At 50.7% G+C, this 25,451-nt stretch carries 17 protein-coding genes; 8 read left to right on the forward strand and 9 right to left on the reverse strand.

Translation table 11 applies throughout. The annotated features are described in order from the left end of the window. Positions 1-5 precede the first annotated feature (5 nt). Together PGW97_RS22245 and PGW97_RS22250 are read left to right on the forward strand one after the other, a co-directional pair. Positions 6-992, forward strand: coding sequence for an ABC transporter ATP-binding protein (locus PGW97_RS22245; RefSeq protein ID WP_047886131.1), 987 nt, complete (start codon positions 6-8; stop codon positions 990-992). Position 993: 1 nt separating this feature from the next. Next, positions 994-1,974 (forward strand): ABC transporter ATP-binding protein, encoded by a 981-nt coding sequence (locus PGW97_RS22250; protein ID WP_273859858.1) that lies wholly within the window; start codon positions 994-996, stop codon positions 1,972-1,974. A 169-nt stretch (positions 1,975-2,143) separates the two neighbouring features. Here PGW97_RS22250 and PGW97_RS22255 read toward each other — a convergent pair whose 3' ends face one another. The 3 genes from PGW97_RS22255 to dsrO are packed head-to-tail and all read right to left on the reverse strand — an operon-like array spanning position 2,144 to position 7,251. Then, positions 2,144-5,272 carry a tetrathionate reductase subunit A gene (locus PGW97_RS22255; RefSeq protein ID WP_273859859.1) on the reverse strand — a complete coding sequence of 1,043 codons (3,129 nt, stop codon included), beginning with the start codon at positions 5,270-5,272 and terminating at the stop codon, positions 2,144-2,146. A gap of 12 nt (positions 5,273-5,284) precedes the next feature. Then, the gene (gene nrfD, locus PGW97_RS22260) at positions 5,285-6,442 is read right to left on the reverse strand and encodes an NrfD/PsrC family molybdoenzyme membrane anchor subunit (protein WP_273859860.1); all 1,158 of its coding nucleotides are present in this window, start codon (positions 6,440-6,442) and stop codon (positions 5,285-5,287) included. Further along, a complete protein-coding gene (gene dsrO, locus PGW97_RS22265) occupies positions 6,439-7,251 on the reverse strand; it encodes a sulfate reduction electron transfer complex DsrMKJOP subunit DsrO (protein ID WP_273859861.1) in 813 nt (270 codons plus the stop codon). Before dsrO ends, nrfD begins: the two co-directional genes overlap by 4 nt. 322 nt (positions 7,252-7,573) lie before the next feature. On the opposite strand from dsrO, the gene PGW97_RS22270 reads away from it, so the two are divergent. Further along, a complete protein-coding gene (locus PGW97_RS22270) occupies positions 7,574-9,655 on the forward strand; it encodes a sensor histidine kinase (RefSeq protein ID WP_443147142.1) in 2,082 nt (693 codons plus the stop codon). After that, positions 9,652-10,254 carry a response regulator transcription factor gene (locus PGW97_RS22275; RefSeq protein ID WP_217391314.1) on the forward strand — a complete coding sequence of 201 codons (603 nt, stop codon included), beginning with the start codon at positions 9,652-9,654 and terminating at the stop codon, positions 10,252-10,254. Before PGW97_RS22270 ends, PGW97_RS22275 begins: the two co-directional genes overlap by 4 nt. A 34-nt stretch (positions 10,255-10,288) precedes the next feature. On the opposite strand, the gene PGW97_RS22280 is transcribed toward PGW97_RS22275, so the two are convergent. Beyond that, positions 10,289-10,591, reverse strand: a complete 303-nt coding sequence (locus PGW97_RS22280) for a putative quinol monooxygenase (protein WP_047886137.1) — start codon at positions 10,589-10,591, stop codon at positions 10,289-10,291. A gap of 126 nt (positions 10,592-10,717) precedes the next feature. Between PGW97_RS22280 and PGW97_RS22285 the strand changes: the two genes are divergently transcribed. After that, positions 10,718-11,596 carry a LysR family transcriptional regulator gene (locus PGW97_RS22285; RefSeq protein WP_273859863.1) on the forward strand — a complete coding sequence of 293 codons (879 nt, stop codon included), beginning with the start codon at positions 10,718-10,720 and terminating at the stop codon, positions 11,594-11,596. A 141-nt stretch (positions 11,597-11,737) separates the two neighbouring features. Here the strand turns inward: PGW97_RS22285 and PGW97_RS22290 are convergent, their stop codons facing one another. Next, entirely contained in the window at positions 11,738-12,385 is a 648-nt protein-coding gene (locus tag PGW97_RS22290; RefSeq protein WP_217391316.1) for a glutathione S-transferase family protein, read from the reverse strand. Between the two features lie 112 nt (positions 12,386-12,497). Between PGW97_RS22290 and PGW97_RS22295 the strand changes: the two genes are divergently transcribed. Further along, a complete protein-coding gene (locus PGW97_RS22295; protein ID WP_273859864.1) occupies positions 12,498-13,340 on the forward strand; it encodes a LysR family transcriptional regulator in 843 nt (280 codons plus the stop codon). A gap of 235 nt (positions 13,341-13,575) precedes the next feature. Here the strand turns inward: PGW97_RS22295 and PGW97_RS22300 are convergent, their stop codons facing one another. Then, on the reverse strand, positions 13,576-14,775 hold the full coding sequence (locus PGW97_RS22300; RefSeq protein ID WP_047886140.1) for a type III PLP-dependent enzyme: 1,200 nt from the start codon (positions 14,773-14,775) through the stop codon (positions 13,576-13,578). A 780-nt stretch (positions 14,776-15,555) separates the two neighbouring features. Between PGW97_RS22300 and PGW97_RS22305 the strand changes: the two genes are divergently transcribed. Further along, positions 15,556-17,484, forward strand: a complete 1,929-nt coding sequence (locus PGW97_RS22305; RefSeq protein ID WP_273859865.1) for an ATP-dependent nuclease — start codon at positions 15,556-15,558, stop codon at positions 17,482-17,484. Then, positions 17,481-19,127 (forward strand): UvrD-helicase domain-containing protein, encoded by a 1,647-nt coding sequence (locus PGW97_RS22310; protein WP_273859866.1) that lies wholly within the window; start codon positions 17,481-17,483, stop codon positions 19,125-19,127. Before PGW97_RS22305 ends, PGW97_RS22310 begins: the two co-directional genes overlap by 4 nt. Positions 19,128-19,455: 328 nt before the next feature. On the opposite strand, the gene PGW97_RS22315 is transcribed toward PGW97_RS22310, so the two are convergent. From PGW97_RS22315 to PGW97_RS22325, 3 genes are all read right to left on the reverse strand, one after another. Continuing rightward, positions 19,456-22,053, reverse strand: a complete 2,598-nt coding sequence (locus PGW97_RS22315; protein WP_273859867.1) for a family 20 glycosylhydrolase — start codon at positions 22,051-22,053, stop codon at positions 19,456-19,458. A gap of 291 nt (positions 22,054-22,344) precedes the next feature. Continuing rightward, positions 22,345-23,592, reverse strand: a complete 1,248-nt coding sequence (locus PGW97_RS22320) for an MFS transporter (RefSeq protein WP_273859868.1) — start codon at positions 23,590-23,592, stop codon at positions 22,345-22,347. Continuing rightward, positions 23,585-25,162 carry an ABC-F family ATP-binding cassette domain-containing protein gene (locus PGW97_RS22325; protein ID WP_273859869.1) on the reverse strand — a complete coding sequence of 526 codons (1,578 nt, stop codon included), beginning with the start codon at positions 25,160-25,162 and terminating at the stop codon, positions 23,585-23,587. The genes PGW97_RS22320 and PGW97_RS22325 overlap by 8 nt, the downstream gene beginning before the upstream one ends. Between the last annotated feature and the right edge of the window lie 289 nt (positions 25,163-25,451).

Here is a 25,451-nt window from a genome sequence, read left to right on the forward strand (position 1 = left end):
GCGTTATGGAAGACAGACAAACCATTTTATCGATCCGGAATTTAAGTATCGAGTTTGTGCACCGAAAAGGAAATTTGCAGGCCATTCGCGATGTGTCCTTTGATATGTACCAGGGGGAAATTTTAGGGGTAGTCGGCGAGTCCGGTGCCGGTAAATCGCTTACCGGTTCGGCGATTACCGGTCTTCTGGAGCACCCAGGCCGGATTAAATCCGGCTCTATCCATGCCAACGGGCGACGCATTGATAACCTTGACGAAGAAGCCCGCCGTCAGATGCGGGGAAAAGAAATCGCCGCGATTTTTCAGGATCCGCTCACCAGCTTGAATCCGGTGCTGACCATTGGCGAGCAGCTGATAGAAACGATACAGACTCACCTTCCGCTGAGTGAAAACGAAGCCAGGGAAAAAGCCGTCAACCTGATGAAAGAAGTTGGTATTCCTGCTGCCGAGCAGCGGATTGACCAATACCCGCATCAGTTTTCCGGAGGGATGCGTCAACGGATCGTTATTGCCCTTGCCTTATGCGTCGATCCTCAAATCATCATTGCCGATGAGCCGACCACCGCGCTGGATGTTTCGGTTCAGTCGCAAGTACTGCAACTGCTCAAACGTCTGTGTAAGCAACACGGTGCGACTGTCATGCTGGTCACCCATGACATGGGCGTGATCGCGGAAGTGTGCGATCGAGTGGCGGTAATGTATGCCGGAAAACTGGTTGAGTTAGGTTCAGTACGGGATGTGTTAAAACGGCCTCAGCATCCCTACACCATCGGGTTGATGAATTCTATTCCTCGAATTGGTGAGAAAAAACGCTGGCTGGAACAGATTCCCGGCGCAATGCCACGTTTGAATGCCTTACCTGACGGATGCAAGTTCCATCCGCGTTGTACGCATTGTCAGGCTGGATGCCTGTCCAGTGAGCCTGAGTTAAACCTCACTGGCGCGTCGGCTGTTGCCTGCCTGTTTCCACAAAACCAGCATGAGGCCGCATGATATGAGCAATGCTTTGATTGAAGTACAAGATCTGCAAATCAAATTCGATATTTCAGCGCCTCTTCTTACTCGCCTGTTGCAGAAGAAAAAGAAAACATACGTACACGCGGTGCGCGGCATTGATTTCGAAATCAACCCGGGCGAAACCTTCAGTCTGGTGGGTGAGTCCGGCTGTGGTAAATCCACCGTCGCACGGTTATTGTCGGGGTTGTATGAGCCATCCGGCGGCCGGATCCACTTCAAGGGCCATGACATGGCAAAAGTGGACAAACGGACAATGAAGGAGCTGAGAAAAAGCTTTCAAATGATCTTTCAGGACCCGTTCGCCAGCTTGAATCCTCGCTGGAAAGTTGAACGCATTATTGGCGAGCCCTTAGAGCTGTTTGGGCTCTTACCGGACAAGCAGGAACGCAAACAACGGGTTGGCGAACTGCTACGCCAGGTGGGGCTGAGCGAAAATGACATGACTAAGTTTCCACACGAATTTTCAGGTGGCCAGCGCCAGCGGATCTCCATTGCACGCGCTTTGGCGAGTGAACCAGAGTTTCTGATCTGCGACGAGCCGACTTCCGCTCTCGACGTGTCTGTCCAGGCTCAAGTCCTGAACATCATGAAAGAGTTGCAGGAAAAACTGGGGCTGACCTATTTATTCATCAGCCACGACATGTCGGTTGTCTCCCATTTTTCTGACCGTGTTGGGATTATGTATCTGGGACAGCTGGTTGAGGTCGGCAACGTCGACGAGATTTTCGAGCAGCCCAAACATCCGTATACCAAGATGCTGATGGACGCGATCCCGTCGATGGATGAAATCAACAAAGAGCGAACACCGGTCACTGGTGAAGTGCCCAACCCGTTAAATCCACCGTCAGGGTGCGCATTCCACCCGCGCTGCCCGAATGCCACTGCGCAGTGTTCTCAAGAAGCGCCGGTGCTGGTCAAAAACACCAGCGGGCATGCCGTGTCCTGCTTTAATGTTTAATCTATAGCTGGATGTAGCAGAATATAGCGGACGCGTCGTGAAACAATAAAAGCACTGAAGCAAACCACTTCAGTGCTTTTTTCTGCCCTATGACCGCATTCGAACTTTATAGCCATCGCTTTATGGCAGCAATGTTATGGCATCGGCTTTCTGACCGCCGACTTAAGCGTCAAGCTCTGCGGATTCGTGCCGGCAGCGCTTGTCGGGCTGCTGCACCAACCACCCAGTCAAGCAAGACACCCGGCCCTTCTCGGGTGGGATCGATCAACCCTATATCGTTGATATTCACGCCGTCCGCACTTTTCATTTTCACCGGTTGCTGCTTATCCCCGATCCAGTGCGCCCGTTGGCCCAGCTCGGTGTGACCAAAACCATGTTCAAACCCCAGCGTTCCCCGGCCAATCCCATCCACTACCATCGCTAACGCTGTCGTGCTGGCTCCCGGTGTTTCAATCACGAAGGTATCTCCGGTCTGAATACCGGCCTGCTCAGCATCTGTCGGATGCAGGTAAACCGGATTAACACCTTTGATTGAATTCAGGCGTGGCGACAAGTTTGACACCGCACTGTGAATGTTCGATTTAAAGTTCGTCAGCCTGAACGGCCATTCAGAGGTCGGGTATTGCGCCTCCAGCGGCGTGCCGTCGCTGAGCTTTTGCGGATACCAGGCCGGGCAACCACTATAGAACTCTCCAGTGAGGGTATTACGCGATGTACCGACTTTTTCGTTCCAGATCGCAACCGGATTCTGCCATTTGTGCTTCATGAGTGATTCATTGTAGGCTTGATCGGCATTTTCAAATCGCCCACCGCGTGACAGCACAAAGGCCACTTTTTTCAGCTCCTCCGGTTTGAGCGTATTCTGCATTGCCGGCAGCAGGCGCTGCAGCCCTGACCAGAGCACATCTTCCGCGCTGACATCCGGCACCCCGCCCTTCACATACGCCAGATTGGCCGCGGAGCGCAAATAAAAATCTTCCGCATTGTGAATGTCATGCCACTCCCCCCGTGCATCCACAATCGCCTTGTCACCAAACCCGCCCAAGGCCATTTTTTTCGCCACATCAATGATGAAGTTTTCCAGATTGATAGGGCGGCCATCTGGTGTTTTGTCCGTTTTCGCATCAACAATCGGCCAGCGGGCCGTGACGGCTTTGGTCGGTACACCATGCCAAGGCACGGTCATCCCCCAGCTTTCGTAAGTTACCGTATCCGGCACGATGTAATCCGATAATGCAGTGGTTTCATTAATAAACGCATCGACAGAAACAATCAGGCCAAGCTGCTGCGAATCTTTGAGCTTTGCCTCCAGCAAGGTTTTCAAACCGGGCACCCCATAAATCGGGTTCGCCATATGGTTGATCCACGCCTTGGCACGATACGGATACCCGTCGATAGCCGCCGATAAATGTTCGGTCAGCAACGGCGCTGAGATCGGGTACCAGGGCGCACGGGTGGGATAAGGGGACTCCCCTGCCGCGACCCGACGCTTGTACTCGCTGGTTTTGTGATACGGAAATTTACTGCGGGACAAAAACACCCCTTTAGGCGCGACTTTGCCGTCAAAACGGGTGAAATCATAACGCGGCCCCGCCGCGGAAGTCGGATAGCCGCCGGCTTTGGCCATCGCCCCGCCTTTGCAATTGATATTACCGATCAGCGCGTTGAGCATGACGATGGTGAAGGCATTGTAAAACCCGTTGGTGTGCATGTTCCCGCCATGAGTATCGACGACGGCCTTCGTGCCATGACTGGTGAACCGTTCTGCCAGCTCGATAATTTGTGCTTTGGGAATGCCACATTGCTCACTATAAAAATCCAGATCGTATTTAAATGCCTCTTCTTTTAAACGCTGCAACGACGACTTCACCCGGACTTCGCCCTTGGTTGTCATGACTGTCTGATCGACAAACAGTGCCGCTTCTCCGTGTTGGGTATGAGCAGACAACGTACCAGTGTGCGCATCAACCACCACAAACGGATCGGCCTCCGAACGAGGCTCGCCGTCAAACGGCAGGCTCAGCGCGGGCGAAATCTTCAGGTCAGGCAACGTAGCCAGATCAGATACGCGCAGGAAACTGCCATGCCGAGGATGAGACTCATCGCTGATCACCAGGTGAGTCGCATTACACCAATGTGCGGTACCGGCCCGCTGCATGGCATTTTCCCCCGGCTGCGCCAGAAACTGATGGTTATATCGGTTGTTGGCAATGATCCACTGCATCATCCCCAGCACCAGCGCCGAATCCGTGCCGGGCTTGATCGGAATCCAGTGGTTATTGTCCCCGGCCGCCAAACTTGAAGATCCGGCAGGCAAGCTTGGCGTGATCACCGTGTATTCGAACTTACCGCTGGTGCGCGCCTGCGTCAGCTGACGTGCCTGCCGTTTGAACGGGTTCCCGGCCTGCGCCGGGGACATGCCAATAAACATCACATATTCCGCATGCTCCAAATCCGGTTTCAGGTGGGAAAACTTGTCGAGATCGTTCATAAACGCCCCTGAACCGGCGCGAAAGGCGTAGCCACAGTACGAGCCATGATGACCAAAATTTCGGGTGCCATAGCTGTTAAACGCAAAACGTTTCAGGATATCGTCCCGTCCTTCGTTGCCGGCATTGGTCACCAGCAACTGGTTCGCCTTAGGACCGTATTCCGGGTTATCCGCATCCACTGGCGTGTCGAGGTCGCGAATGGCCCGCAGGCCGTCCACGTGCCCTTCCCCAAATAAATCTCCACCCTCAACAATTTCAGTGATCAACTGCTCATAGCTGATCGGCACCCATTTGCCCTCGCCCCGTTTCCCGGCACGTTTCAGCGGCTGAGTGATCCGATAAGGACTGTTGCGGATTTCGATCATCCCGTTACCCCGGGCACAGGCAGTAGAACGGCCTTCAAGCCCGGCTTCTCCTGCCAGTCCGAGATAGGCGTCTTTAACCGGTGTCTCAAACGGAATCTGCTGATGATGCGAAAGCGGGTGATACGGGTTCCCACCAATACGCAAAATCTCATCCGTGTGGTTATCGATCCTGACCCGCAACCCACATAGCGTCCAGCAGCCAAAACACATTGACGGTGCCACTCGCTGGTTAGGGTTCGCGATCAGATTGCCTTCTTTCGTGGTGTGGTATTCCGGCTCCAGTGAGTTACCGTGATGGTCATGATGGGTTTTCTGCCCTGCCGTACCTTCAATCGCCCCTTCCACCATGTGTTTGGCCGTGGTTGCGTAACCGGCAGCAAAAGTGCCTAGCCCACCGACCGCCAGGCCCGATTTCAATAACTGACGACGTTTGTTATCCATAATCACATCCTCTTACTTCTGATCCGGGGAGACGGGCACGGGTTGACGTGGCTGAAGCAATTCAGAAGCCAGTAAAGCCAGGGCCAGCCACAGCCCGAACATACCGGCAATCCCCAACAGGCCATTCCCGTCCAGCGGTAAATGGTAGGGATAAGGGCCCACATCGGCTTTTGGGATCGTCTGCACCTGCATCATGGTTACCCAGCGGGTGAACCACCCGGCCAGCAAACACACCACAGCGACCAGCCACAGACGGCCTTTTTCATAAAAACGACAGGTTTGTCGCTGTCCTTCCATTACTTGTCTTGATGCTGGGCTTGTTGCTGAAGCACCTGTTCGTAACACACCCAGCGCCAGAATCACACAAGCAAACAATGCGGCAGCCAGCACAATCAGGCTGGTGAGCCAGTGCGGGTCTGAAAAGAGCGAAAAGGCGGGATTGTTCGATGCCCAAATAGGCACCAGTAACAACGCCAGCAGGCCACTTAGCATCATTGTCTGGCGGTAAAGACGCAGATCTGAACGGGTCAGCTCATCTCGTCCGGCGGAGGGAAACAGCAGCCAGATAATCAGCGAAAAACCGACCGCCCCCAAAAATGCCGTCACAAACCACAGTACCGGTGACGCCGGTTGGTGCCATAACGGCCGACTGGTCACCACAGCAATTTCAGCGCCGGTATACAAGGCAATAGACAACCCTGACAACACTGTGCCGCCAGCACTGAACAGCATGACTGAACGGGAAGTCTGCCACTGTCCCAAAGCTAACTTGCCACACTGAGCCAGAACCTTATTCGAGTTGCGTTGCAGGGCGATCAAATCCGGTCGCAGATATAGCCAGGTGGTGACAATGGCCAGTCCGGTAAACAGTGGAAGTAGTACCGCTCCCAACGACATCCATGACCAAGGGGTAAAGTGGGGGTAGAAATGCCAGGCACGCCCCGGCTGGTGCAAATCGCCGGTTAACGCAAGGGGACCAACAATCGCCCCGATCGCCATCGTCAGTGCCAGTGCGGCGCGCAGACGGTGACTGGTATGATTCTCAAAGGCCAGTGCAATAAAAAACATGATGGCGGCAGCATACGCCGAGCCGATATAGAAAAAATACTGCACCGCCCACGGCAACCAGGCAATGGCCTGTGGTGGCACCAAGATTTCGGTGATATTCATACCTGATCTCCTTGTGCTTGTTCTTGCGCTGCGTGTTCTTTCGCAGGCGCATTGTCATAAACCCGAGGCTCATAAATCGCCGCCCTGCCATGGATGTGACTGGTAAAGCGCTCATTCATCCCGAGATAGAACACATGCGGCTTGGTGTTTTCTTCTGGCTTGAGCACCTTTAGATCATCTTTATGGGAAGAAAGCAGGCGGCTGACGGTACTGTTGGGGTCGTTCATATCTCCGATGATCCGTGCACCACCTACACACGTTTCCACACAGGCGGGTAACAGCCCTTTTTCCAGACGATGAGCACAGAACGTGCATTTGTCCGCAGTCAGGGTCTCTTCATTGATAAAACGGGCATCGTAAGGGCAAGCCTGAACACAATACGCACAGGCCACACAGCGCTGGTTATCGACCATCACAATGCCGTCCTCTCGCTGAAACGTGGCCTGCACCGGACACACCGCGACACAAGGGGGATTGTCACAATGGTTGCAAAGACGAGGCAGCATGAACGACTTCACGTTTTGGGTGATGGTAGAGCCATCATCCAGCGTCACCTCATACTGTTTGACTGTGGTCCGGAACTGGCCAATGGGTGCCTGATTTTCAATACTGCACGCCACCGTACAAGCCTGACAGCCGACACATTTACGTAAATCAACCACCATTGCGTAGCGTTTCCCGACCATGCCTTTACGATCGGGCTGGTTGTTATTGCGAATAACAGTGGTGGCCGCCGAGGCCCCAGAGATCGGTATCAGTGCCGCCCCCGCAGTCAGAGCACTGAGAAAGCGTCGTTTGGTGGAATCCATACATCACCTGCCTGAAAATACGTAGAGAGTTCAGGGGTATTGTCGGCCTTCCATCACTGGGCTGATATTGTGGTTTTCCACATACCCGAAGCAAACTTGATCCAAAACAAATGAGGTTTTCACGGTACTGCTGGTATCCTAACGCCAAACCCAAAACATCCCGAAAAAGCGGGATGCAATAACAGGTTACCTGTTTAAAAAGCGATTGCAGTTCAAGATCATGGAGTGATGGATGACAGTCTGGAGGGCAAATGGTTTCTCTGCCAAAAGCCAGCATCAACAACCGGCTACGCGCTTTTCAGCCAGGCGCATTCTTGCCTCGCTGTCGTTCGTGTCGGTCTTTTTATTCAGTTCTTTCTGTTCGCTTTTAGCCGTTGCGGATACCTCCGATGTTTCTGCCATTCACTCATCAGAGCCAGAATTTGAGTCAAAAGCTGAGTCAAAGCGGATAATCGAAGTCGGCGTGCTGGCAATTCGCGGACACCTCTACGCCGAGCAGCGCTGGCAACCCACACTCGACTGGCTGGAATCGCAGATTCCTGACACCCGGTTTGTGCTACGCCCGCTGGATCTGCCGCAAATGGCTGCGGCCGTTGAAAGCCAGCACATCGACCTGGTACTGACCAACCCGGGACAAGCCGTCCGACTGGGCCGACAATATGCCCTGTCGTGGCTGGCGACCTTATCCAGCACAGCACCGGTGAGCCAGAACCACGGTATCGGCTCTACACTGGTGGTACGCAATGACTCCCCCTATCAACGTTGGGAAGACATTGCTGGTCACCCTGTTGCGGCCGTTGCTGAGAATGCTTTTGGCGGGTATCTGACCCTGCGTTACCAAATCACTCTGTCTGGCGGTAATCCGGATGAGTTCTTTGCCGACGTACACTTCCTCGGATTTCCCATTGATGCCAACCTTTACCAGCTTCGTGATCACACGGTCGAGGCCGCAGTGGTACCTGCATGCCTGCTAGAAAACATGGTAAAAGACGGGTTACTTGAGCCTGATGCTTTTCGGGTGATCAACAATCGTGCGCCCGATGGCTTCCCTTGCCAGGTTTCAACGGCGCTTTACCCCAACTGGTCGTTCGCCAAAACAGAGCGCACTTCTGCCAGTCTGGCAAAACAAGTTTCCCGTGCTCTCTTGGCGATGCCTGCAGACAGCCACGCGGCGATTGCGGCCGGCGCTTCCGGGTGGACGTCCCCCGTCAGCCTGCTGGCTATCGACAAGCTCTATCAGGAACTGGATATTCACCCGCTTCAGCAGCCTTGGTGGCAGGAAGCCCTGCGCTGGCTAAAAGCACATCAGGAATGGGGATGGGGGCTGATCATGTTGATCGTGTTCCTGAACGCCTACCATTTCTGGCTGGAATACCGCTTCAGCCGCAGTCAGAAGTCGCTGGAAACCGCCCAGCTTCGTCTGAAAGAAAAAAGTGATCTGCTGGAACATGCCCAGCGGGTCGCGATTGTCGGCGAGTTGGGTAGCAGTTTGGCCCACGAGATCAACCAGCCGCTGGCCGCTATTCGCAATTACAGCGAAGGGGGAATGCTGCGGCTGCAAAAACACAAGCCACATGAAGAAATTATTCCGGTGATGGAGAAAATTCAGGAGCAGGTAGATCGCGCCGATGCCATCATTCGCCGCCTGCGTACGTTGATCCAAAAACGCAGCGTCGATAAAACGTCCTGTGATATGGAATCGCTGATCCACGACACGGTTGCCCTGCTGGCATTCCGGTTGAACAAACAAGGGGTGACCGTGTCACGCACCTGCCAGGGAGCTCCCCGCGCGCTGCTCATCGATGCGGTAGGCATTCAGCAGGTGCTGGTTAACCTACTCAACAATGCGATGGATGCCTGTGAAGAAGCGACTTCAGAAACAATGATGACAAGCGATACCGTCACCTATACAAACATTAATACCAATATTGAACCATATATCGATGCAGTCATTGATAAGAAAAATGACACGAAAAAAGGCACAAATAACGGCGCAGTGCTTTCTGTCATCACTGAGGGCGTCCAATCAGGCGATGCTCTGTATTACAGAGCCCAAATCGAAGTGTGCACTAACTATATGCCTACCGCACTACGCATTCAAATCATCGACAACGGCACAGGGTTACGGGCAGGAAGTCAAGAGAACATTAGTCGCGCCTTTAACAGCAGCAAGCCAGACGGACTGGGGCTGGGACTGGCTATTTGCCGTGACATTATTGAAGCACACGGTGGCGAACTGACACTGGCTAACCGCGAGCATCAAGCCCCCTCGACGTTTCAAGCAGAAAGGGCAACTCAAACAGATCAGGCGCCTCAAGGCTGTATCGCCACGATCACCCTACCCTATGACGGAATTGCTATGGCTGCCACCCATTCCACCTCACAAACAAGGAGTGTTTCATGACCACAACATCCTCCGTTTTGCCCGTGTACGTTGTCGATGACGATGAGTCAGTTCGGGATTCGCTGGCTTTCATGCTGGAAGAACACGAGTTCAAGGTCACGACCTTCGAAGACGGTCAGGCATTTCTGGATCGCGTTAACCTCGCTCTGCCAGGCTGCGTGATCCTCGACAGCCGCATGCCTAAGCTCAAAGGCCAGCAGGTCCACCAGCTGCTACGTGAGAAAAACAGCCCTTTGGCGGTGATCTACCTGACCGGTCACGGTGATGTGCCAATGGCCGTAGATGCCATGCAGGCTGGCGCGATTCACTTTTTCCAGAAACCGGTCAAAGGCAGTGAACTGGCACAGGCAATACGGCACGGCTTTAACGTTTCGCAAACCAGTCAGGATATGACCGACGCAAAATCGGCCTATCATTCCCTGACTGAACGCGAAAAAGATATTCTGCGGCTGATCATTGAGGGCAAGCGCAATCAGCGAATTGCCGATGAACTGTGTATTGCGGTCAGAACCGTGGAAGTCCATCGCGCCAGTTTGCTGAAAAAGTTCTCCGCCAAAACCGTCGCCGAGCTGGCTTACCTCTATGGCCAATTAGTGTGAATCTGCACGGTGAGATGGAAACATGAAGAGATAGTTAGATCGTCACGTGCCGACAACCTTCGGAGTCAATAAACAGCACGTCAAAGATGCCGCCGACAACACAAGCTCTCAGTTGAGGGACATACTCTTTGACGTGTTCTGCTGCCAAGTGCTGGTTTAGGTGCGCTTGATCAAGCCAGCGCTCAATCGTGACAAACTGTTCACCGTCTATATAAGACTCATACTGTAAACAACCGGGTTCATCAGGTGCGTATTCATATTGCAAAATAGCCGCAACACGCCGAATGTCACCCATTTTCTCTTCAATAACTCGCGCTTTTACGATTGCTGTAATCATCTCGCCACCTTAATTAATTTATATAAAAACAACTCATTACGTAGCGACAATAACAACACGGGACACCTGTCATGAAAATCGAAAAAAAGATATAGTCGGTATTCCAGACCGGAATAGGCTGACACAATGAAACCTCAACTCCCCTCCACCTCAGCACTGCAAACTTTTGTCGTTGTGGCACAAAGCCTCAATATTTCGGCGGCGTCTAAAACATTGTTTCTCACGCAAGGAGCCGTCAGCAAACAGATCAAAAATCTGGAAACACAGCTCGATAAACCGTTATTTCATCGGGAGGCGCGTGGGCTTCGGCTTACGGCGGCAGGACATGAACTGTTACCCATCGCACAAGAAGTAATTAAAACGCTCACGGCATTCGTGGAACCTCCATCAACGACCATCAACCACATCAACCTGTGCGCGCCGGGGTGTGCCACGTCCTGGGTCCTGTCAAAAATTGGCACGTTTAATACCGAACATGCTGATATCTTCGTGAATCTGACGTCTAGCTATCAGCATGACGACAGTAAAAGCTTAGATGACTTTGACGCCAAAATTGTTTTCGGCAAAGCGTTATCATCAGAACTCTATGACTATCAATGTCTATTTGAAGAGTGCCTGATTCCGGTCGTAAGTCCCGTGTATTTAGCCGCCATGTCCAAACCGTCTCCGGCTCCCCGCGTGTTCCTGCACGCCCACAGTAAAAAGGATGACTGGGCGCGTTGGCAGAAAAAATATGGTGATGGCATAACCGGCGCAAATACCTACTTCTCGACATTAGAACAAGTCACGCAGGCCGCGTTGAAAGGATTCGGGATTGGGTTATGCGATTGTCGGCTGATACAAGAGGAGCTGGAAAGCCAGCGCTTAGTGATTTATTCACCCGAGACACTTCTCACGGGCAACGAGTATTATCTGATGACGGAGAAAGTCACCTCCCAGTCAGACAGAAATGAACCAATCCAGCAGCTGTGTAACATTTTGATGGCTCCTTCAGCGAACCAATGACGCTTCATGCCATCACCACAGCCACAACCACAACTACAACTACAACGACAACCGTATCAATGGCAGGCCATAAAGATGAACGGCTCATCACTGAGCCGTTCGCGGTAATACCAGTTGAAGCCTTCTACTGGCTCTCTGGTTTTATACCGGCTCGCCGGCTTCATCCTCAGCGACAATATCCGTCTCCAGGCTGGCTTCCGCTAACCAGCGCTGTATCGCCTGACTGTTGAGTACCCTTTGCTGATACGCTTTGGCCTGAGCAGACAACGGAATACCGTACGTTTGCATGCGCAATGCAACAGGGGCATACATCGCATCTGCGATAGACCACTCACCAAACAGCCAACCATCAGGATAGAGCGCCATTTGCTCTGACCAGATCGCATCAATGCGAGCGATGTCATTGAGTGCCTCTTGGCTCAGTTCAACTTTTCGGCTTGCCCGGCAGTTCATCGGTAATTCATTACGCAGACTGAAAAAGCCTGAATGCATTTCTGCTGAAACAGCACGCGCCTTGGCTCTGTCTTTGGGTGAACGTGGCCAGGCTTTGCCCTCCAGGTAGGCTTCATTAACGTATTCCAAAATGGCGAGTGAATCCCATACCACCACCTCATCGTCGATCAAGGCAGGGACTTTAGCGGTTGGGGTAACCTCGGCCAGTGATTGATAAAACCCCTCACTGAACAGTTTGAGCTTCACCACCTCTACGTTTAGATCATTCTGTGCAAAAATAAGCCAGGCACGTAACGACCAGGTTGAGTAATTTTGGTTTCCAATAAAAAGTTGCATCTGAGCTCCCTGCGTATTGTCTGAGTGTTTGCAGAGTAAGGGATTGTTTTCATAAGCACTAACGGATAGTTTTAATAGCACATATTAATAAAAACGATGGATTGCCGCCTGAATGGACATTGATGCACTGAGAAGCTTTCTTGCTTTTGTTGAAACCGGCAGTTTTACTCGCGCAGCGAAGCAGATTCACCGCACCCAATCTGCATTCAGTGCACAGATGCGAAAACTGGAAGATGAGCTGAGCGTCAGCCTGTTTGTGAAAGAAGGCCGAAACCTCGTCTTAAGCGAAGCGGGTTTGGCGCTGCGTACCCATGCCGAGCAGTTAGTCGCATTGCACAATAAAACCCTCAAGCAAGTAAAACGCTACGAGAACAAACGCTCGCTTCGGCTCGGTTGTCCGGAAGACTACAACGATATCATCCTGCCTAAAGTGATTCGTGTGCTTAAGCAAGCCGAACCCACCTGCTCTATTAAGGTTTACAGCCAGCCGAGTGTGACGCTGAGAGAATGGCTCGATGAAGGCAAAATCGACGCCGCGATTCTCACCCGAGCACCCGGTAGCGAAGAAGGCCATTGGCTGATGCACGATCAGGGGGTCTGGATTGCAAGCAAAGAGTATGCATTGGATGACTCCAAGCCTGTGCCTCTGGCCTTGTTCCAGACAGACTGTAAGTATCACGCCGCCGCAATCGACGGCTTAACCAAGCGGGGCACGTCCTATTTGTTGCTTGCCTGCTGCAACACCGCATCCGCCCAACGGGCGATTGTCAGGGAAGGATTGGCGATTGGTGCCATGGGCAGGCTCAGCGTCACTGACGATTTGCGCATTCTCGACAACATGCCCCCTCTTCCTGCGGTAGATATTGCGCTGGTATCCGGCGTCTATCCCCATCCTTTGCTGGATAAAGAGTCTCTTGAAAGAATGACTTTAGACTTATCGTCATCTGTTATCTGAAAACAACATCGGAATTTAGCGCATGAAGGCAGTACATAAATGCTGTGCTTAAAGGCTGTGCTTAAAAGCCGGGACAAGTTCAGCATGAAAACGGGTCAGCTAAGCGCAAAAGCAATCACACACAAAAAAAGCCCTCACCAAGGTGAGAGCTTCTCTGGATTCGTTAGCCGATTAATCAGTCACTGATCTGCAATCAGGCTTAGCAATAATCCGTTGCAATCAGCTATTGATTGACTCAGCCAATCATACGTTCGCTGTTCTCAGCATGCTCGTTCAGCAGTACTGTCTGCGCACGTTTGAAGAAATTAAAATCGGTCGCTGTCGCACTGGTGTAAGCCCCCATCATACGGCCAACCACCAAATCACCATTATCCAGTTTCGGCAGCATGATATTTTCAGCAATCACATCAATGCTGTCGCAGGTTGGTCCGGCCAGCACGCTTGGTACATACTCGCCTTCCTGTTTCAGCACCACCAGCGGGTACTGAGCATCATCAAACATCAGCCCGCTGAACGAGCCGTAAATACCGTCATCCAGGTAGTACCACATCTGACCTTCACGCTCGGCCTGTCCCATAACGGACGCCACACTGGTGACAGACTGCGCCACAATAAAACGTCCTGGTTCAGCCAGCACCTGAACAGTCTCAGGCAACTCGTTCAGCGCTTCGTTGATTGGCACGCAGAACTGATCAATAGGCATCACCTGCTTAGAGTAAGAAACAGGGAAACCGCCACCGATATCCAGCGTACTCAGTGCTGGCAGACCACGTGCAACCACTTGCTCCATCACCGTTTTACAGGTGCGAATGGCTTCAACATATTTTTGTGGATTCGTGGTTTGTGACCCGACATGGAATGACAGGCCTTTAATGCGAATATTCCATTCTTTCGCCATTTCGATAATGGTCAGCGCCTGTTCTGGTGAACAGCCAAACTTTTTCGACAAATCAGCAAACGATTCTGAGTTACGGAAGCTCAGGCGTACCAACAACTCAACGTCATTTTGATACGCTTTGAACTTCGCCAGTTCATTAAGGTTATCGACAACAAACACATTGCAGCCATAAGCCAGCGCATCACGAATATCAGCGTCACGCTTAATAGGATGTGTGTGAATTGTGCGTTCGGCAGGTACACCTTCCTGCGCGACCAACTCAACTTCACCACTGGTTGCCAAATCAAAGCTTGCGCCTTCATCCAATAGCGTTCTGACTACTGCCGGATGCGGCAGAGGTTTTAACGCAAAGTGAAGAGTCACTCCCGGCAACGCATTGTGCAGCGCACGGTACTGCTGGCGAATCACGTCGCAATCAAGCAGAAGTAACGGTGCACCAAATTGCTCTACCGACGATGTAATTAATTGTGTTTCGTCAGCAGAAAGCGCCTGAGAAGAAAAAGATTGGAAATCCAGAACAGAATGAGCGTGAGCCATTGCAAGTCTCCAGTACATAAGCACTTTTCATTTACATAGTGATGAAAAGTGGAGCGTCAAAAAAAGCGCAGTTGCGCAGTCAAAGTCACTCTTGGATAGTTGCTCTATCGCCTTGCCACAAAACATGATGTGATGTACTCGGATTGGCTATCATCAAGAAGCAGCGCGATAGTAAGGTCATAAAGTTACTGGTGCAATAAAAAATTAGGGCAATGAAATCAAATTTTTTTTGTTGTGAAGATTGGGTAATTTTATGGTTTGGTCGGAGAGCTTTACTCACATGTTGATGTTGTTTTTAGTTGATGAAATCACATCACTTTATCAAGCTTTGTATGTAATGAAACTGCGGTGAAGCTTTATCAGTAATTGGGATAAGGTGTCGGAAAGTAATGATAACATCCTTCTTCATCGCTTCGGATTATTAATGCAAATGAATAAGGTAAGCATACTTTTAATGGGACGAATAAGTACGCTTGTTAAAGGCTATAAGGAATAATTTGGATTAGTCTGAACTCAAGCTGTCAGAGTTCAAATTACGATGAATTTGAATCCGACAGGTTGCTCTAACTTGCATCTGCCCCATTGCGAGTCAGCATCATAAATTTAGGCTAGGTGTGATACACACTAATTGACCAAATTTTAGTAATGCTACAGAGTGTCTATAAAAATCAGGCCTTACCAGTTTTGTTCTGAGCCTGATAATATCGTAGAGCTAAAAGATGGAAAGCCATTCCAGATCTTTATAGAAGAAACTCAATAAATTCGGAGTTGGGGACAAGGATGAAACTGCACAGTATTCGGATATCAAATTTTCAAAGTTTTGGTGCAGAACCAACAGAACTGGCACTGGAAGATATTACTTATCTGATTGGCCCCAACGGCTCAGGTAAGACTGCTGCACTCCAGGCTTTGTGCCGACTGTTCGCATTTGATCCATCATTACGCCGTATTCAGCGCTCAGACTTCCATGTCCCGCACGATGAACAAGAAGCACCCGAAGAAAGGCAGTTATGGATTGAGGCGGACTTTGTGTTCCCCGAGTTGGAGGGTGAAGAAGATAACTCAACCGTTGCTCCCCATTTCAGTCACATGCGCCTTGATGACCCTGATGGAATTCCTCGGGTACGGTATCGCCTAAGTGCCACTATGGGCCTAGATGGGGATATTGATGAGACTTTTGTGTATGTGCTTGAAGCTAACCCGGACGGTTCACCTCTAAATCCCGAAGCAGTTCCCAGATCAGAACGAAATCACATACAAGTCCACTATCTTCCTGCAAGAAGAGACCCTACAGACCACATTGCATACGGAACGAGCGCGCTGCTTGGCCGATTGCTACGTGCCGTGAACTGGGAAAATGAACGAGAAAAGGTCAAAGGGTTCACCGACCAGATTAGCGAGAGTTTGGCTGCTAATCCATCGGTCAATGCTTTAAGTGCCCACCTGAAGAAAACATGGATCACCCTTCATAAAGGTAGCTACTTTACAGATCCCAAGATTACTTTTGTGGCATCTGAGATCGAGGCGTTGCTTCGTCATTTGTCCGTATCATTCTCGCCTGGACATGATGACAATCTTGTCGATTTTTCTCGACTCAGTGACGGTCAGAAGTCGATGCTCTATCTATCGTTGGTTCTCTCATCTCAAGCTGTTGGTCGTGCTGTCCTTGCCGGTGAGGACGACTCTTTTGACCCTGAAAAGTTGCGTCCGCCAGTCTTCACTTTAATAGCCCTTGAGGAACCCGAGAACAGCCTCTCACCTCACTATTTGGGAAGAATTGTTAGCGCTCTTAACTCAATGACGAGCAACGAAGATGCTCAGGCCCTAATTGCTACGCATGCTCCGTCGATGTTGCGACGTGTCGATCCGGAATATATTCGATATCTTCGACTTACCGAAACTCGGCAATCAAAAATTACGAAAATCCAATTGCCCTCTAGAAAAGATGAAGCGCACAAGTTTGTACGTGAGGCTGTCCAAGCATTCCCTGAAATCTACTTCTCACGTTTGGTTGTTTTGGGTGAAGGGGATAGCGAAGAAATAGTGTTACCACGTATTTTCAGTGCGAAAGGGGTACCTGTTGATGAATCTGCGGTGACGGTTGCTCCCTTGGGAGGACGACATGTTAACCATTTTTGGCGTCTGCTATCTGCACTTGAGATTCCATACATAACGCTTCTGGATCTCGATGTATCAAGACATAATGGTGGTTGGGGGCGTATTAAATATGTAAATGACCAACTGAAAAAGTTGACCCCAGCTCATGCATTACCTGATAAATGGAGAATTTCAGCTTGGAATGATGAGTCTATACCTATCCGAACTCACTTTTTTTTTGAAGATGGTACAAAGGATCTATTTAAAGAGCTGGAAAAGAAATATATATTTTTTTCTGAGCCGTTAGATTTAGATTTTTCAATGTTATTAGCCTTTCCTGAACAGTACTCTAAGGAAAACTACAAGGCACCTACTGTTTCAACTGTTAAAGCGGTTCTTGGAAACTCTCATCATAATCCTAAGCAATATTCTCTAAAAGAAAGAAAGCTATTTAATACTTACCATAAGCGATTCAAATTGGGCAGCAAGCCCACTGCGCATATAGATGCTTTGGCTCAAATTAGTGACAAGAATTTACTGTCTAATATGCCAAAATCATTTGGGCGGCTCGCTGATGCCGTTATTGCCAAGCTCGCGGAGCTTCCGGAGTGATATCTATAGATGCATGGAAGCCAGCTGATGGGCTAACGCTTGAACCCAATGCATTGCTGGCTGCGAAGGAACAAGAGAACTGTCTTGCTCTGACGGCGGGGCCAGGCGCGGGCAAGACGGAAATGCTTGCACAGCGAGCTGACTTTCTCCTACGAACCGGGACCTGCCCTTATCCGAAAAGAATACTCGCTATATCTTTCAAAGTTGACGCCAGCAAAAATTTGAAGGAGCGAATCCAGCGACGCTGTGGACAAGTACTAGCTTCCCGTTTTGATAGCTACACATTTCATGCGTTTGCAAAGCGTATTATTGACCGTTTCCGAGTAGTGCTTACTGGTAATGATGCTCTGGATATGGATTATTCGATTGGCGAAAGAAAAGTCACAAGAAGGCAAATTACATTTCATGATCTTGTGCCGCTAGCAATTCAAATTCTCAAGGCCTCTGCTGTCGCAAGAAATGCCATACGCCAAACTTACAGCGATGTTTTCTTGGATGAATTCCAAGACTGCACGGATCAGCAATATGAACTCGTTAAGGTAGCCTTCCAAAGTACAAGCATTCGTCTTACCGCTGTCGGTGACACCAAGCAGAAAATCATGGGATGGGCAGGAGCTTTGGACGGAATTTTCCAAACGTTCGCTAAGGATTTTTCTGCCGTACCACTAAACATGTACCGAAACTTTCGTTCAAAACCACGCCTGCTTCGGATGCAGAACGAGATAATTCGTGTGCTTGATCCAGCTTCCGTTATGCCTGATCACCAACTTGCTGGTGAGGAGGGAGAGGTTTTCGCATGGCAATTCGAGAATGCACAGGGGGAAGCTGAGTATTTGGCCGATTTGATTGCCGGGTGGATAAGAAATGAAAAGGTTCCGTTGTCCGAAATCGCCGTATTAGTGTCCAAACAACTAGATCTTTATGCCAACCACTTGATGACGGCATTGGAAGTTAGGGGAATACCGTACCGGAACGAGCAGGATATGCAGGATATTACTGTCGAACCTGCCGCAAGGCTTGTTGTTGACTATTTGTCCTGCCTCTATGGCCAGCGAGAGCCCAAAGCTTGGATTCGGCTTATGAATCAATTGATTCCCTTTGCTGATGATGAGGTGCAGTCTAGCGCTAGGCAAAGCTTCCAACGCTTCTTCAAGGAGCAGAGAAAAATCATCACCATGACCGAGCTGTTGGATGAGCCGTTTTCGGGATGGTGGGATTCTGTGTGTAGGTTTCTGAAGAAAATAGGAATGGAGAATCTTGTAGCTCTCTCGCCTGACTATGAGTCACATGCTAGGTTAGGTGAAGTTGTGAGAGATACCAAAGCGCACATTGAAGAATTGCTTGAACTTACCCCCGATTTGCCTCAAGCCTTGACTCGTTTCTCTGATGATCAGGCTGTGCGTATTCTGACTATCCATAAGAGCAAAGGATTGGAGTTCGACTCAACGATAATTATGGCCGTTGAGAACGAAATATTCTTTGGGGATCAAGATGCTAATCGGTGTGCTTTCTTTGTTGGTGTATCCCGTGCCAAGCGTCGGCTTGTTCTTACATACGCAAAAGAGCGGGATAGACCTGCTAATTATCAAAAAAGATGGGATAAAACGCGAACTCCTCAAGTCGAATATTTTGGCTACGTATAGCCATTCTGTAGTGGTCAAGTAAAACTGACCACAGGTTTAGAGCTTTTCCGTGCTTTTGGTAATCTGAAATCCTTTCATTAGAGCAAAAGTCCTAACATGCTTTTGTCCAAATGTGAGTTACGTGATGTTAAGTGCAAATTGTACGATTAGGTCACGCTACATAAACAATATTGTCTGATCGGGTAATTTAGTAAATATGATTGTTCATTGTTAATGATAACTATCTACTCCTACCCCCATATTGAGCGCTACCTACGCAGCTTCCTCTATGTATCAAAAAGCCCGAACGTATGTCCGGGCTATTTCGTTTCAACTAATAAAACGAACCTCAGTGCAGTTTCGCAATGCGGCTGCTGCGTTCACCAGATACAGTGCGAAGCCATACACGGCCAGTGACTGACGGTGGATTCTGGCTGCTGTAGGCTTGCCAGCTTGCTCCCTGATCCGTGGAGTACTGGATCGCCAGCCCCGGGAATGGGGAGTTGGCCAATAGCACACCCTGCTCTAACTTCGCTCCCGGTACTGGCAGGTTAAAAGCAATACCGTCTTGCTCAAGCATCGGGAACAGACGTTGGCCCAGCAGGTTCGCAAAGCGGTTATAGTCCTGGTCACGATAAGTCACATCTGCCGCCTTGCCTGCACGATCATCCGCTTCCCAACCGGCTTCGTGCCAGGCACGCTCGGCCATCGCAATCAGGCGCGGGAAGACCATACCTTCATACTGAGATTCTGTGCGCACGGTTTCAGCCCACAGTGAGCTTTGGATTCCTACGACATTTTCCGGATGAACCAGCTTTTTCGCATCATCCGCGGCCGATGCCAGCACTTCTGCTTTACTGATCGCGACACCAGCGCGGGTGAAATCAGCATTGGCATACACGTCATCAGGCATGTAACCGAATGTCTTACGGGTGTCGATAAAACGTGGTGCCCAGTAATAACCACGTTCAGCCGGATCCGGCTCATATGGATGGTCAAAGTACAGGTGAGTGGCGTGGTTGAGTATTACGTTAAAGCCGTTATTCGCCAGCTTGTAAGCGCGATCGGCCACACCCCATTCCCAGATATTCTGCCAGGCATTTCCGGTCACTTCCGCATTTACCATCGCGCTGCGTGGATACACTTCGCCATGCATCAGGCCATCTTCCCAGCCACCTAAGTTGAGGCCGTATCCGGCGGTAATCGCAGAGATACGCTCAACAAAATACTGGCTTAACTGATCAGCGTTGGTGATTCCTTTGTCATTGCTGGCAAAGAAATCTGCACAGGCCGGGGAATTTTTCCATGCTCCGGCAATCTCATCGCCACCAAAGTGGAAGGTTTTTAACGGCTGGATACCGTCATGCAACGCAACCAGTTCTTTAACGACCACATCGGCAAAGTTAAAGCCGGATTCCAGACACACGTTGATGGCGTTATCGGTGAACATCTGAACAGACAAATACTGCGTGGTATCCTGCGGATCACTCAGCAGGAACTCCGCCGCTTCAGCGGGTTTGTTTTCTGCCATCAGGCGATGATAACGAGCTTCCATCGCTTTGATTGCGGCATGGGCGTGGCCCGGCATATCAATTTCCGGAATCACGGTAATATTGCGCGCTTTAGCGTAGGCGAGAATCTCACGATAGTCCGCTGCGGTGTAGAAACCGTCTGATTCTGGGGTGCCTTCCGGCCCTGCGCCAAGGAATGGCATCAGGCAGGTACGCTCATCCGGGTCGTGACAGCGTTTTGCGCCAATGTCCGTTAACTCCGGCAGTGCCGCAATCTCAATTCGCCAGCCTTCGTCATCGGCCAATCGTAAATGAAGCGTGTTCAGCTTAAACCGAGCCATTTGATCCAGCAGGCTCAGGATATTGTCTTTACTGCGGAAGTTACGCGAGGTATCAATCGAAAAGCCTCGGTAATCAAAACGTGGGGCATCGCTGATTTTCACGGCCGGAACGATCCGGTTATCAACCAACTGCAACAGTGACTGAGCGGCATAAAAGGCACCGGCGGCATCGACAGCATGAATCTGAATGTGATTTTGTGCCGCATTGACATTCAACTGGTATGCTTCACGCCAGCGAAGTTTATGGTCTTGCAACACCTGCCCCCAGCCGACTTTAATGGTCTTGGCTGTTTGTGGTGACCAGGGCACTGCGTTGAGACCCAATTGTTTGGCAAGGTATTCCGCTTCCACTTCATAACCCGCGTCATAAACAACGCTCCAGCTGTCATCCAGGCTGACCTGCCCTTCACCCAACACCAGCTCAGTCGGTGCGGGCACAATGCCTACCGGGTTAACCAGCGCCGTGAGTTCTGCGTTGCGTTCAAAACGTTGTGCTGGGGTAAAAGGATCATAGTGGTCTGTCAGGCTCGCGGAGTCGTAACGTTTCCATTGCTTGGCACTGGTAAAATCCGCCACAAACGGTAATTCTTCATCCGGTTTCACCGGTACCGAACCGGCTACCGAGTTACTGGTGCTTTTAATCAGTGCCGTCACCTGTACCCCCTGATGCTCAGAGGCAAAATACCAGTTTGGCATGACATCCGTTTTTGCTACTGCCCAGTCTGAGCCGTCAAAAACGATATCCAGTGATTGTCCGGCTGCCAATCCTTTAAAAGCTGATGTAGGCGACAGTTTGAAGATATCGCCGTTAATATGACTGATAGTGAACTGGTCACTGTACACAGTCGGGATTTGGCGGATATGGCTGAACCAGATAGACCAGCCAGAGGCCGGCAGTTCGGTTTGTCCGGTATTATTCAGCGTGATTTTGCCGCGGAATGTACGCCATTCATCTTGCGTGTTATCCAGAACGTGATACGAAAGATCAACGGTGTCACCTAACTGATTGATTTGCTGTTGAGTCAAAGCCAAAGCATGGGAAGAGCACAACGCAGCCCCAACGGTGAGCGCGATAGCAGAAGCAGTCCAGTTCATCTTTTTTCCTTATTTATTTCACACAGTGAAATAAGAATATGACTCCATAGACATACATCAACTTCGACAAGCATACGCAATTTGTTTTTTATACAGCCTTCGAGTCGCTACAAGAAATGGCCTGCCATTTCTTGTGATGGTTACAATTCAGAGGGCAAAAGATCACACTCTTCAGTTCAGCGAAGAATCCGATTCAGCACATATGGCAAACCTGCACCTAATAAAAAGGCGGCTGTCTTTGCAGAAAGCCGCCTTGGACGTTATCGGGTTATGGATTCGCTCTGCTGTCGTTTATTCGGTGGCCGAGGTCTCCATTGGCCGCTCTGCCGGTTTCAATGCAATAATGGCGACAGAAAACAACACCGCAGACAAAGCGGCGACCCATCCGGCCCCTTGCGTGTAAGCAAAACCAGCAGTGCCCGACCAAACGGCAACGCCAAGGTGCATCATACTCATGCCCAATGCCATCAGTGCACCTCGGTGGCGTTCAGAAAGCTGCGAAATATGATTTTGCAGGGCCGGAGAGCCAACTCCCCCAGCCAGTGACCACGCCACCAGCAACAAGGTAATAGCCCACCAACTCGTCTGTTGCTCACTACTGAGTTCCCCGAGCGGACTAAACAGGCAAACACTGCTGAACATGCACACCATCAGCGCACTCCGCATCACAGCACGACCGCTCCCCAACCGCTTCATTGCATGAGATGTGCCCATGTTCCCCAGTACACTGACGACCCCAAGTCCCGCGTACATCATGCCTGTCCATCCGACAGTCAGCCCTTCTGTATCTCGCAAGTGTTGCCCTACCAGATTAAAGACCCCGATGCCGCCGCCAAGGCCAAACCCCATGGCCAGCAATGCACCCAATGCTCCCGGAATCAACAGAGGGCGGAAGCTGGCTTGCCTAGGTACTAACAGATCGGGTACTAACAAATCAGGCACAGAAGCCGTTGCAGATAACGCCGATACGGGCGGTGTTGCTTTCCGACTGACCAACAACAGTAACAGCGTGACCAACCACGCCGCACAGCCCAGCCCAATGAACGCAAATCGCCAGGAATGAAACGCCGTCAGTAATGCGCCGATCCCCGGGCTAGTGATCATTCCCAGCGTCAGCCCCGCCTGTACCAGCACGATCTGTTTCATTGATTTTGATCCCGGCTGATCCCCGGCCAATGCGAACGCAATCGGCAGCATGCCTGCACTGGCTAATCCGGTCATAACCCGTGTCGCCAGCGCCAGACCAAAGTGATCCGTCAATCCGGTCGCCACCGACGACAGGCCAAACAAAGCACAAGCCGGCAGGATTACCTGTATGCGGCCAATCTTGTCTGACAATCGACCAAAGAACGGTGCCGCAAAAACAATGGCCAGGCTGTAAGCCGTAATGAACAAGGTGATCCGCTCCGGTGCAACGCCGAGGTCGTCCCCGACAGGTGCCAGAATCGGCCCCAGCAGCAACTCGTCGGCCCCCACCAGAAACGCCACCATAAACAATACAAAAGGCATTAATTTTTGGTTATGGTGACGATTAACCATGAGTAGCCTCCTGATGCTCACTGATCTGGTGCTTATGCCCCAGCCGCGAAATATCCAGCACCCTGTCCGGCCAGCCGCTGACAAACTCAGACTCGTGGGAGACAATAACCACAGTACCTTGATAACGGATCAGTGCCTCTTTCAGCGCCGATTTCACATCCACATCCAAATGTGTAGTCGGCTCATCAAGAATCAGCACATTGGTGTTGGTCACGGCCAGACAACACAGTTTGACTTTGGTCTGCTCCCCGCCGCTCAGCGTTGCCAGCGCTTGCTGTGCTTTGCGGCCAGAAATCCCGAACTGCGCCAGTTTCTGACGCGCCGTTTTATCATTCAGTGCCAAACATGCCGCCCGTACAACCTGCAGCGGTGTGCTATCGGGATAACGCCAATTCAAATCCTGGGCAAAATAGCCCCACTGGATCCCTTTGGCGGTTTCTACCTGTCCCGCCAGCGGTGTCACTTCCCCAATCAGGGTTTTCAACAATGTCGATTTTCCCAGGCCATTGAAGCCGGTGATCGCAATCTTCTCACCACGCTGAACATGCAGATTAATAGCGGGTAACAACGGATGCTGATATCCAATGTGCAGGTTGTGAGCCACAATAGCGTGCTGGGCATTGAGCGGCGCAGAGGCAAAGTTCAGCACCGGAGTCAGTTTGTGCCCAGGCCTGTCCAGACGCTCAATTTTCGCCAGTTGCTTCTTACGTCCGTTAGCCATTTTGGCATTCACCCCAGCACCATTTTTGGCAATATACTGCTCCAGTTTTTGGATCTCGCGTTGCTGCGCATCAAACTGTTTGGCCTGATTGCTCAGCTCATGTGCTTTCTGCGCCATCGCCTTGGCATAATGCCCCTTGTATTTGCGGATTTGCCTGAAGTCGATGTCGCAGATGCCATTTGCAATCTTGTCGAGAAACGCCGTATCGTGCGACACCACCATGAAAGCTCCCCGATACTGACTCAGAAACTCACCCAGCCAGGTGACGTGATCGGTATCGAGGTAATTGGTTGGTTCATCCAGCAGCAACACATCCGGTTGTTGCAGCAAGAGTTTCGCCAGCATCACCTTATGGCGCTGGCCACCGCTCAAATTTCCCATAAGCGTACTCAGACCGAAGCAGTCGATCCCGAGCCCATTTGCCACTTGCTCAATGCGGTGATCCAGACTGTAGAAATGCTCTTTCTCCAGCAAAGACTGCAACTGCGCCGCGCGGTTCAGCAAAGATGCCGAAGCATCCGTCGCCATATCGGCATATAAGGCCATCAGCGCCTTTTCAGCCTCAAATAACGTTACAAATGCCGAAGCCAGATAAGCGTGAATCGACAGGGTCAGATCAACCTGCGCATGCTGATCGAGATACCCGACGATCACGCTGGGTTGCCAGCTAATGTCGCCCTGATCCGGCAAATACTCCGCCTGCAGCAATTTCAGCAAAGTACTTTTTCCTACCCCATTGTTTCCGGTTACACCAAGGTGCTCACCAGGATGAAGCGAGAAATTTGCCTGCTGATACAACAGTTTGTCTGCCACCTGATAAGTCAGATTTTTAATAGTTAATAAGCTCATGTTTTTAAACCATAAAAAAGGGGCCGGATGCATGGAATGCACCGGCCCCGAGGTTACTCTTTCGATTAAACCTTGTACCTGAATCGCTCACTGACGAATTTCAGATACAAAAAAGCCGGTGATGAAGCATCACCGGCCGACTCTCTCTACCTGTTTCTCTTACTGAAATCAGATGTTGTCGTACAGGTAACCGACAGGTGCTATAACACCTGCGCCCAATACGCACATGACATCTGATGAAGATTCAGGTTTATCAAGCTCCGAGCAACACTTCATCGTGTATCTGCGC

This window comes from Photobacterium sp. GSS17 (assembly GCF_028621875.1).
GTDB classification, from domain to species: domain Bacteria; phylum Pseudomonadota; class Gammaproteobacteria; order Enterobacterales; family Vibrionaceae; genus Photobacterium; species Photobacterium ganghwense.